The 9924-nt window shown below is 56.4% G+C and carries 7 protein-coding genes; 2 read left to right on the forward strand and 5 right to left on the reverse strand.

Translation table 11 applies throughout. From position 1 onward, the window contains the following. Positions 1 to 101: 101 nt before the first annotated feature. From phnE (ACLW56_RS05160) to ACLW56_RS05180, 5 genes are all read right to left on the reverse strand, one after another. Positions 102 to 983, reverse strand: a complete 882-nt coding sequence (gene phnE / locus ACLW56_RS05160) for a phosphonate ABC transporter, permease protein PhnE (RefSeq protein ID WP_330982731.1) — start codon at positions 981 to 983, stop codon at positions 102 to 104. Beyond that, positions 980 to 1846, reverse strand: a complete 867-nt coding sequence (gene phnE / locus ACLW56_RS05165; protein WP_415377567.1) for a phosphonate ABC transporter, permease protein PhnE — start codon at positions 1844 to 1846, stop codon at positions 980 to 982. The genes phnE (ACLW56_RS05160) and phnE (ACLW56_RS05165) overlap by 4 nt, the downstream gene beginning before the upstream one ends. A gap of 59 nt (positions 1847 to 1905) precedes the next feature. Continuing rightward, complete coding sequence (gene phnD, locus ACLW56_RS05170) at positions 1906 to 2844, reverse strand: phosphonate ABC transporter substrate-binding protein (RefSeq protein WP_330982733.1); 939 nt, start codon at positions 2842 to 2844, stop codon at positions 1906 to 1908. 47 nt (positions 2845 to 2891) lie between these two features. Next, positions 2892 to 3734, reverse strand: coding sequence for a phosphonate ABC transporter ATP-binding protein (phnC, locus tag ACLW56_RS05175; protein WP_330982734.1), 843 nt, complete (start codon positions 3732 to 3734; stop codon positions 2892 to 2894). Positions 3735 to 3931: 197 nt separating this feature from the next. After that, positions 3932 to 5326 carry a glycoside-pentoside-hexuronide (GPH):cation symporter gene (locus ACLW56_RS05180; RefSeq protein ID WP_330982741.1) on the reverse strand — a complete coding sequence of 465 codons (1395 nt, stop codon included), beginning with the start codon at positions 5324 to 5326 and terminating at the stop codon, positions 3932 to 3934. Between the two features lie 300 nt (positions 5327 to 5626). On the opposite strand from ACLW56_RS05180, the gene ACLW56_RS05185 reads away from it, so the two are divergent. Both ACLW56_RS05185 and ACLW56_RS05190 read left to right on the forward strand, forming a co-directional pair. Then, positions 5627 to 7306, forward strand: a complete 1680-nt coding sequence (locus ACLW56_RS05185; RefSeq protein WP_330982735.1) for an alpha,alpha-trehalase — start codon at positions 5627 to 5629, stop codon at positions 7304 to 7306. Between the two features lie 225 nt (positions 7307 to 7531). Next, positions 7532 to 9924 (forward strand): DUF6531 domain-containing protein (locus ACLW56_RS05190; protein ID WP_330982736.1); only part of this gene is annotated, 2393 nt, incomplete at its 3' end.

Here is a 9924-nt window from a genome sequence, read left to right on the forward strand (position 1 = left end):
CAATCATACCATTTGAAGCGTGACAGAGGGATTTTTTCAAGCAGGCCGCAGAAGGCGGAAACCAGCTCAGGCCGGGCACAATTTACTGCCCGACCTGTGTTTTATCGTTGATTGAACAACGGCACCATCACGCCCGTGATATAACGGCGTCGCAGCCAGGAAGAAAGCGCATCCATGGTCATCACTACCGCCACCAGAATCAGGGTGATGAACATCACCACATCCCAGTTCCACAGGCGCATGTTTTCGGCATAGATAAGCCCTATCCCGCCTGCGCCGACAAAGCCCAGCACAGCAGCGGAACGGGTGTTAGATTCAATTTGATACAGGCTCAGGGCCAGGAACGTCGGGAACGACTGGGTGAAAATGCCGAAGCGGTGTTTTTGCAGGCCGTTTGCCCCCACAGCGGTTAATCCTCTGCCCGGCGAACGTTCAACGGCTTCATGGCCTTCCGCATACAAGCGCCCTAATAACCCGGTGTCCTGCATGATAATAGCCAGCACCCCCGCCAGTGGCCCCAGCCCGACAGCGCGAACAAAGATAAGCCCCCAGATGGCCATATCAATGCCGCGCAGCATGTCGAACAGTCGACGCATCAGCATGGCGATGACTCGGGTCACCGGGCCACGCATGATGTTTCGCGCCGCCAGAAACGACAGCAGCAGAGCAATCACCGTGGCGGTAATCGTGCCAGAAAACACAATCGCCAGGGTGATACCAATCTGGCTGAAGTAATAGCCAAAGGGCCAGTTCAGGAAATCATGCCAGACGAACATGCGGAAGAAGTAGCGGCCAAGCTGCTGCATGCCGCTGGTTAGCTGTTCATAGCTGATACCGAACTGAATGAAAAACCAGACGTAATACAGCCCGACAACCAGCGCCAGCAGCGCCAGATGGCGCAAATAACGCCGTTGAGCTTTAAACAGCGCCGGGTGCGCTTCCTGATAATGTGCGGTGTCAGTCACCGCTTGCCAGCTCTTCATTTCGCCCCCTCCAGCACTCGTTGACGCAGCCGTCCCGAGAGCGTGTCCAGCAGTGACACCACCATGACAATCAGCAGCAAGGTCATGCTGACCTGGTCATAGCGGTCCAGTTTGATGTTGGTCATCAGCTCCTGGCCGATGCCGCCTGCGCCGACAAGCCCAAGAATGGTCGACGAGCGGAAGTTGATTTCCAGGCGCATAAAACCGTATGAGAGAAATATCGGCTTCACCTGCGGCCACAATGCAAAACGCATCCGCTGAACGGGCGTTGCTCCGCAGGCAATCAGACCGCGTACCGGTTTGTCCTGTGCACTTTCGATGGCTTCATAAAACAGCTTGGTCAGGCTGCCAATGGTGTGCAGCGTTAGCGCCAGAAAACCGGGGATAGCGCCAATGCCAAAAGCCATTACGAAGATAACGGCCCACGCCAGTTCCGGCATGGTTCGCAGAAAAGCGACTAAGGCACGAATGCCGAAGCGTAATCCCGCGGGTGACCAGGCGTTACGTGCTGCAAGGAAAGCGAGGATCGTGGCAATGGCCACCGCCACCAGCGTCGACGCCAGCGCCAGTTGCAACGTTTCCCAGATAAGCGGCAGCTGAATGGGCAACCGATAACCCCAGTAAGCGAGCGATCCTTTGGTGTGGGCATCGGCAAACAGCAGGCTGCCGTGCAGCGTCGGCACGGTTTCCAGCATGTAATCGAAAAAGTTCGGCAAGGAGTGCCAGATGGTGATGAGATTAAATTCAGCCGCGTGTCCGGCGGCAAAATAGAGCACCAGTAGCAGCGCGGACCAGGTCACCGTATCACGCGTCTGGCGCATTTTGACCTGCTGGTAATAACGTTCAAATTCAGTATTCAGCATGTTCACTCACGTGAGAGTCGCTCTCCCGGCAACACACCGGGAGAGAAAAGTGTGGCGGATTAACGGGCGTTAACCAGCTCGCGCTTCATGTCGATGATCTGCTGGAAGTCGGCGACCGTCGCCGGGCCGATATGCTGCGTACCGCCCATCGCCTTGATAAAGCAGGCGTGATCTTCCGTATCCAGTTTCTTCACCGCCTCAACGACTTTGGCTTTGAAATCCGCTGGCAGGCTGTTGCTGACCAGAATCGGGCCATTCGGGATTAACGGCGATTGCCAGATAATGCGGATATTTTTCATCAGGTCCGGGTGATCCATACGAATCAGACGGTTGAAAGCACCTGCGGTGTAACCCTCGTTGTAATCACCAACCATTGAAGCCCAGGTCACCGCGCCTGCGAACTGGCCGTTCAGCACGCCGAGAATGTCCTGCTCGTGGCCGCCAGAGAAGGTCACGCTGGAGAAGAAGTTGTTGTATTTGTTATCCGGCGTGCCGCCGAATTTCTGCTTGAAAGCCTGGTTTGGGATCAGGAAGCCGGAGGTGGAATCCGGGTCCGCCATGCCGAAGGATTTGCCTTTCAGGTCATCAATGGTTTTGTACGGGCTGTCGGCCTTAACAATCACCACTGAGTGATAACCGCGCGACTGATCTTTGTCATCGACAGCGATGCCCACGATATCAACCGCTTTCGGGTTGTTGATGTACACCGAAGCGTAAGAAGATGGCGACATGCTCAGGACCACATCCACTTTGCCGCCGAGCAGACCCTGAATCACGCCAGAGTAGTCAGAAGAGTTGCGCAGCTTGGTATCCACCTTCAACTCTTTATCGAGGAAGGTTTTGACACACTGGTTATCGCCGATTTGCTGTGTGGCGTTTTGCCCGCCCAGAATCCCCAGATTCAGCTCTTTGGGTTGCTCAGCCGTTGCCTGCCAAGCCACCAGCAGCCCTGCCATCAATGCGGAAAATCGTAATGCGCTCGTCATGTGCTTAGTCATTATCTTTGCCCGTGTTGTCTTATGTTGAGAAACGTTGGTGAAAAGAATCAATGGAGCTGGCTGACTTCGTCGCCATACAGCTGGTGCAGAACATCCGGAGTCAGCCGCTCCGGTCTGTCATCAAACACAATTTTGCCCTGCGCGATGCCAATCACGCGGGTGCAGTACGTTTTAACCAGTTCGATGGAGTGCAGGTTAACCATCACGCTGATGCCCTGCTCGCTCACTTCCCGCAGCACGCTCATGATGCGCTGGGTGTTTTTCGGGTCCAGCGAGGCCACCGGCTCATCGGCCAACAAAATGGAAGGGTTCTGGATTAATGCCCGGCAAATGGCGACGCGCTGCATCTGGCCACCGGAAAGGTTCTCGGCGCGCTGTAAGGCGTGTGGCAGCATGTTCATCCATTCGAGCAGCGCAATGGCGCGAGCGCGGTCGTCATCGGAGAACACTTTGAATAAAGATTTCAGCGTTGAGGTCTGGCTCAGACGGCCTAACAGCACGTTGGTCAGCACGTCCAGACGTGGCACCAGGCAGAAGTCCTGGAAAATCATCCCGCATTGCGTGCGCCACTGATTTAACGCTCGACCGCGAAGGCCAGAGACATCATGTGGCATGCCCACTTCCGGGTAGTTCAGCATTTCGCCGGACGTGGCGCTGTGGGTGCCGTTAAGCACGTGCAGCAGCGTGGATTTTCCCGCACCGGAGCGCCCGACAATCCCGACCATTTCGCCTGCATGTAAGTCAAAATTGATGTCACTCAGCACCGGCTGGCTGGCGTTGTACGATTTGTACAAATTTTTCACGCTCAGCACTTTACGCTGCTGGACGCCTGTGATTTGCGGCAAGGTCGGATAATCGTTCAGAGAAAAGAGTGCGCGTGCGTTGTTCATATCGGTTCCACGTAGCCTGAATTCGTCGTGGGTTATTAACAACGCTGCGCGTGACGCTTTAATGACAGAAAAACGATAAACAGATGAAGATGACAGACAAAGCAAGAGGGAGAACGTGCGGGTTATTCGCCATGCGCCAGATAGCGTTTCGCACTATCTGGCGCACTGGCCCTCACGCTGGGATCAAGGTCAGCCGTTTACTCCTGCACAGAAACAGGACGGGTGACATCAGGTTCAGCCCTGGCAAACTTCCCGTGGTTGAGGTCTGCGACAATGCTGTTCATTCGGGCTTCATTCAGGCCATAGAAACGAATGGCGATGGCGGTCAGCACATAGAACACCGACGGAATGATGGAGAACAGCAGCACGATACCGCCGATGGCTTCGGCCGATTGCACACTGCTGCTGGACGCATAGCCATAAAACGCCAGCACCCAACCCAGGATGGCCCCGCCGACCGCCACGCCTAACTTGATCACAAAGATGTTGGCGGCGACGTTCATGCCGGTAATTCGGCGCTGCGTTTTCCATTCACCGTAGTTGTTAGCGTCGGTGATCATCGACCACTGGATGGCAGCGTTGCCGCCTTGCACCAGTTGAATCAGCATGTGAGCAAACAGCGGGATTGCCCAGTACTGGACGGGCAGCAGGAAACACACCGCGCCGAGGGCGGCGTTAATCATGTTGATCCAGAACGACAGTTTGACCTTGCAAAAACGCGTGCCGAACGGTTTTGCCAGCACCGATCCGAACATGGAAGCAAACATCCCGCCGAGCATAAACCAGCTGATAATATCCGCGCCTTTGCTCAGCACGCTGTTGACGTAATACACCACCGCGCCACCGCGGATAACCACGGCCACCAGCATCGTAAAATTGTAGATGGACAATATGCGCCACTGATCGTTGCGGAACAAAATTTTAATATCCCGCGCAATATTGAGGTTTTCCTCTTTAATCGGCTGCACGCGTTCTTTAGTAGTCAAGAAACAGACGATAAACATCAGGCAACCAATTACCCCAAATATTGCCATTGCCGCCTGAACACCCGTAGCACGATCGCCTGGGAACAAGAAATCCGCCAACGGTAAAATAAAGGCTGTACCTAATGCGCCGCCAATTGGCGTAATGGCAAAACGCCAGGATTGCAATGACAAACTTTCCTGGGGGTCCGTGGTCAATGCCGCACCCAATGAACAGTAAGGAATATTAATGGCGGTATACATCAGTGTCATAAATATATATGCCGCGACGGCATACACCACTTTACCACTGTCGGAAAAACTCGGAATGGAATAGACCAACACGCAGCTGACGGCAAACGGAATGCAAATGGCAAGCAACCACGGGCGGAAGCGGCCCCAGCGGGTGGCTGTGGCATCCGCAATCGCGCCCATAATGGGGTCAGTAATAGCGTCTAATATGCGAACCAGTAAAAACATGGTGCCCATGACCGCCGGAGGCAAGCCATAAATGTCGGTATAATACCAGGCAAGAATAGCGACTGAGGAATCAAATACAATATGACTTGCGGCATCACCCAGGCTATAGCCGACTTTTTCTCTGACAGAGAGTTTTTCTCCAGCCACGATATATTTCCCCTTTAAGGATACTGAACTGCAACCGGTTCCAGTTTGAGGCGTTATTCTTTGCACAGGCGTGGAAAACAGATCCATTATGATTTTTTGCTAATTTCTTATGTTTTTTGCTTTATGTGATCTGAAAGGGTTCGATGCGCAATCTCCCCCTCTTTTTTGTTTTCCCGGTCACACGCGAATGTCCCGGTAATTTGTCTGGAAAAGCATAAAACGTTAACCCCGACACGCGCACCAGTGGATATTCGTCTATGGTTGAAACTGCGGAATTAGCGCTTCTTACAAGGAGAATAACCGATGAGAAAACCCGTTTTGCGCCGCACCTCTCCCCTTTACGCTGCTTTGCCACTCGCGCTTGGCGGCATGCTTCTCTCACTGACTCTTGCCTCTGCACAGGCCGACGATGCGCCTTCTGCACCGCCGCAGTCCCCGGACGTACTCCTCGGGCCACTCTTTAATGATGTGCAGAGCGCCAAACTTTTCCCGGATCAGAAAACCTTTGCTGATGCGATCCCCAAAGGTGACCCGCTGATGATCCTTGCGGATTACCGCATGCAGCGGAACCAGCGCAGTTTTGATCTTCGCCATTTTGTTGATGTGAATTTCACGCTGCCGGAAGAGAAAGATAAGTACATACCGCCTGAAGGCGAGAGCCTGCGGGCACATATTGATGGCCTGTGGCCGGTGTTGACGCGCACCACGGATACCGCCGCCAAATGGGATTCCCTGCTGCCGTTGCCCAAACCGTATGTGGTACCCGGCGGGCGTTTTCGCGAAGTCTATTATTGGGACAGCTACTTCACCATGCTGGGGCTTGCCGAGAGCGGACACTGGGACAAAATCGAAGATATGGTGGATAACTTCGCCTGGGAAATCGATACCTGGGGCCACATTCCCAATGGCAACCGTAGCTATTACCTGAGCCGTTCGCAGCCCCCGTTCTTCTCTTTGATGGTCGAACTGCTCGCCACCCACGATGGCGATGCCGCGCTGAAGAAATACCTTCCGCAAATGGAGAAAGAGCACGCTTACTGGATGGACGGGCAGGAGAATCTCCAGGCCGGGCAAGCCGACAAGCGCGTGGTGAAACTCGCTGATGGCACGGTGTTAAACCGCTATTGGGATGATAAAGACACACCGCGACCAGAATCCTGGCTGGATGACGTGAATACCGCCAAAAGTAATCCGAATCGCCCGGCGACAGAGATTTACCGCGACCTGCGTTCCGCCGCCGCTTCCGGTTGGGATTTCAGTTCGCGCTGGATGGATGATCCGCAAAAACTCAGCACCATCCGCACCACCAGCATTGTGCCGGTCGACCTCAATGCTCTGATGTACAAGATGGAAAAAATCATCGCTCGCGCCAGTAAAGCAGCAGGCGATGACGGGAAGTCCTCAAGCTATGACGCAATGGCAGGCACACGCCAGAAAGCGATGGAACACTATTTGTGGAACGATAAAGAAGGCTGGTATGCCGATTACGACCTGAAATCCCACAAAGTGCGCAATCAGCTGACAGCCGCTGCCTTGTTCCCGCTTTATGTGAATGCGGCTTCCAATGATCGGGCCTCAAAAATGGCGGCGGCTACGGAATCTCGCCTGCTGAAAGCGGGCGGTATTGCGACCACGACCGTCAACAGCGGTCAGCAGTGGGATTCACCGAACGGCTGGGCTCCGCTGCAATGGGTCGCCACTGAAGGGCTGCAAAATTACGGTAAGGACAACATCGCGATGGAAGTCAGCTGGCGATTCCTGACTAACGTGCAGCACACCTACGATCGTGAGAAAAAGCTGGTCGAGAAATATGACATTACGTCTACCGGTACGGGCGGAGGTGGCGGCGAATATCCGTTACAGGACGGCTTTGGCTGGAGTAACGGCGTGACGCTGAAAATGCTGGATTTGATCTGCCCGAAAGAGAAGCCTTGCGACGACGTGCCGAAAAACCGGTCAGCAACTGATGAGAAAAAACCTTAGAACTCATCCATCAATTTAATAACGCCCGGAAATACCGATCGCGTAGAGCGATCGGTATTGTTCACCTATTTCCTATGCGAATCCGTAATCATTCAGTCATCACCAAAACAAATAAATTCCTTTAAAAACAATTAACTATATTTTTGTTCGTGAGCCGAGTCACGGTTCCGCACGCCATCCCCTGCGTAAAATCCGGCCATTATCATTATTCAACAGGACAGGGTGATGAGTGGCAAACCGGCGGCACGACAGGGAGATATGACGGCCATAGGCGGTCCGATTGTGCAGGGCTCACTCGGGGTAATGATTGGCGCCCCCACCGGCGTCGCCTGCTCGGTTTGCCCGGGCGGGGTGGTGTCCGGGAGTCCGGTGAACCCGCTGCCTGGGGCCAAAGTCCTGCCCGATGAGACCGACCTTGCCCTGCCGGGCCCGATGCCCTTTGTGCTCTCCCGCACCTACAGCAGCTACCAGACCCGTACCCCGGCCCCGGTCGGGGTGTTCGGTCCGGGCTGGAAAGCCCCTTCCGATATTCATCTGCTGCTTACGCCGGGCGAACTCATCCTCAACGACAACGGCGGGCGCAGCATTCACTTCGAACCGCTGCTGCCGGGAGAGCTGGCGTTCAGCCGCAGCGAGTCTTTCTGGCTGGCGCGCGGCGGGGTGGACCGGCTGTATGAGGGCCATCCATTGGCGGTACTGTGGGGCAAAGTGCCGGAGGCCCTGCGCCTAAGTCCGCACGTTTATCTGGCGACCAGCAGTCTGCAGGGGCCATGGTGGATTTTAGGCTGGTGTGAGCGTGTGCCACAGGCGGATGAGGTGCTGCCCGCGCCGCTGCCGCCGTACCGGGTGCTGACCGGGCTGGTGGATAATTTGGGCCGCACACTTTCATTTCGTCGTGCCGCGGACGGGGTCTTTGCCGGGGCGATAATGACGGTCACCGACGGCGCAGGTCGTTGCTTCAGGCTGAACTACGCGCGATTTCCTGACGTGCCGCAGACCCGCTACGGGACAGACGCCGGTATCCGCCTGACGGAGGTGTGGCTGACGCAGGACCCGGAATATCCGCAGGATTTACCCGCCCGGCCGCTGGTGCGCTATGCGTACTCGCCTCGCGGTGAGCTGACCGCCGTCCATGACCGCAGCGGCGTGCAGACGCGTCATTTTGCTTACGATGAGGCATATCCCGGGCGGATGGTGGCACACCATTACGCCGGGCGTCCGGCCACGCAGTATCGCTACGATGCGGCAGGCCGGGTGACGGCGCAGCACAACCCGGCGGGCCTGAGTTACGCGTACGTGTATGAAAAAGACCGGGTCATCATTACCGACAGCCTGAAACGCCAGGAAGTGCTGCACACCGAAGGTGAAGGTGGCCTGAAGCGGGTGGTGAAGAAGGTGTTCGCCGACGGTTCAGTGACTCACAGCGAGTTCGACCCCTACGGCCGGCTGGTGGCGCAGACTGATGCGGCCGGACGAAAGACGGCGTTCCGGCTGAGCCCGGGCTCCGGGCTGTTAGATGCCATCGTCAGCCCCGATGGCAGAATCACCACCTTCAGCTACAGCCCGCAGCGGCAGCTTATCCGCACCACCTACCCGGACGGTCTGCGTAGTCAACGGGAATATGACGCACAGGGGCGGCTGACGGCTGAAACGGACCGTCACGGCGATACGGTGCGCTATACCTTTGATTCACCACGCAATGAACTTCCGGCCACCCGCGAGGACGCCACTGGCAGCCAGCAAAAGATGGCGTGGAATTGCTACGGCCAGTTGCTGACCTCTACCGACTGCTCGGGCTATCAGACCCGTTATGAATACGACCGCTTCGGGCAACTGACGGCGGTATCCGGCGAAGAAGGGCTGAGCCTGCAGCGTGAGTACGACGCCCGTGGCCGACTGGTCTGCCAGACGGACGCGGCAGGGCATCAGACCCGCTATGAATACAATGCCGCAGGCGACCTCACCGTGACAGTGCTCCCGGACAGCACCCGCCGGGAAACGCAGTTCGACGCCGCCGGGCGACCGGTCAGTACCACTTCCGGCAGCCTGACCCGGCAGATGGCATATGATGATGCCGGGCGTGTCATTCAACTGACCAATGAAAACGGCCGCCACACGGAATTCACCTGGGATGCACTGGACCGCCTGATGCAGCAGACCGGGTTCGATGGCCGCACGCAGCGCTACCAATACGGGCTGACCGGCAAACTCACCCAAAGTGACGATGAAGGCCTCATCACCCTCTGGCACTACGATGAATCTGACCGGCTGACGCACCGCACGGTCAGCGGCGAACCGGCGGAGCAGTGGCAGTATGATGAGCGCGGCTGGCTGAGCGGTATCTGTCACCTCAGCGAAGGCCAGCGCGTGGCCGTTCACTATGACTACAACGACCAGGGCCGCCTCACACGTGAACGGCAGACCGTCCACGCCGCGGACTCTGAAGAACTGCTGTGGCAGCACGACACCCGCCACGCATGGCAGGCCGGACTCGCCACCTGCGTCACACCTGACGGTCTCCCGGCCGCAGAGTGGCTGACCTACGGCTCCGGCCATCTGGCAGGCATGAAGCTCGGTGACACACCGCTCATCGACTTCACCCGCGACCGCCTGCACCG

It is taken from the genome of Pantoea sp. sgz302252, from assembly GCF_047713085.1.
Classification (GTDB): Bacteria; Pseudomonadota; Gammaproteobacteria; order Enterobacterales; family Enterobacteriaceae; genus Scandinavium.

What these genes read in the sequence shown, in the direction of transcription:
- phnE (WP_330982731.1), bottom strand. Translation starts at nt 983, where the DNA reads ATGAAGAGCTGGCAAGCGGTGACTGACACCGCACATTATCAGGAAGCG.
- phnE (WP_415377567.1), bottom strand. Translation starts at nt 1,846, where the DNA reads ATGCTGAATACTGAATTTGAACGTTATTACCAGCAGGTCAAAATGCGC.
- phnD (WP_330982733.1), bottom strand. Translation starts at nt 2,844, where the DNA reads ATGACTAAGCACATGACGAGCGCATTACGATTTTCCGCATTGATGGCA.
- phnC (WP_330982734.1), bottom strand. Translation starts at nt 3,734, where the DNA reads ATGAACAACGCACGCGCACTCTTTTCTCTGAACGATTATCCGACCTTG.
- ACLW56_RS05185 (WP_330982735.1), top strand. Translation starts at nt 5,627, where the DNA reads ATGAGAAAACCCGTTTTGCGCCGCACCTCTCCCCTTTACGCTGCTTTG.